This window comes from uncultured Campylobacter sp. (genome assembly GCF_937997595.1).
Taxonomy (GTDB): Bacteria; Campylobacterota; Campylobacteria; order Campylobacterales; family Campylobacteraceae; genus Campylobacter_B.
Window position 1 is genome coordinate 1 of sequence record NZ_CALKTS010000226.1, and the last position, 1,047, is coordinate 1,047.

Sequence of the window (1,047 nt, forward strand, 5' to 3'; positions counted from 1 at the left end):
AGAATTAGCCAAATTTTACCCGGAAAGGATACTAAATGAAAAAATCGCTATTTGCGTTGGCGCTTATCGCCTGCTTTGCGTTAGGAGCGTCCGAGCTTGAGACGCTAGAAAAAGAGTGCAATGACGGCAATATGGAGTCTTGCCTTAGAGCCGCTTTACAATACGAAGACGATACTAAAACACTTAAGCTGCTTGAAAAAACCTGCGACGGCGGATATGAACTCGGCTGCCTTACAATGTCGGGCATATTGATGCGAGAAAATCCTAAAAAAGGCATCGAATATCATGAAAAAAGATGCGATGCGGGAGACGCTATGTATTGTGGGCTATTGGGATCAATGTATAGTGACGGAGATGGAGTCGAAAAAGATATATCAAAGGCTATAATCTACCATGACAAAGCTTGCAATCTAGGGCAAAAGCTATCAGCGCTATCATGCGGTATGTTGGCAGAGATGTACCGTAAAGGAGACGGCGTAAAAATAAATTTAATGAAAGCGGCGATTTATGATAAAAAAGGTTGCGACATAGCGGACGAGCTAGCGAGTTGCTATAATTTTGCGCTATTTAACTACAACTCTAACGATAAAAGTAAAGCTGCGCGGTATTATAAAAAAGCTTGCGATTTAGGAAAAAATAAAAATTCTCCTTTTATGAATCTACCCGAGTTTAAAGAACTTTGGCAAAAATCCTGCGATATGTATGAGCTGCTAAAATAGCGCGCCGAGCCGCGGCTGGTACGATGCGCGCCGAGCCGCGGCTGGTACGATGCGCGCCGAGCTGCGGCTGATACAATACGCGTCGGCTGCGGCTTAAAATTCCGCTGCGTCTAAATTTAAAACGCAAGCAAATTTAAAGCGACGATAAAATTTTAAATTAATCGGGCGATATGCGGCAGAATTTAACGTAAATTTACACGGATCCTGCACAGATTTTGGCGCGAGCAAAGCGTTAAAATAAAGAGGCAGATTTGTCATAAGCAAATGCGTGCTAAAAGCATAGATTGGTACGCAGCAGAATTTTAAGTTAGAATTACGTAGCCTTATG

At 42.6% G+C, this 1,047-nt stretch carries 1 protein-coding gene; it reads left to right on the top strand.

Annotation, left to right across the window (positions count from 1 at the left end; genetic code table 11):
• Window positions 1-35 precede the first annotated feature (35 nt).
• Complete coding sequence (locus Q0614_RS07690) at window positions 36-719, top strand: tetratricopeptide repeat protein (RefSeq protein ID WP_298787777.1); 684 nt, start codon at window positions 36-38, stop codon at window positions 717-719.
• Window positions 720-1,047: the final 328 nt, after the last annotated feature.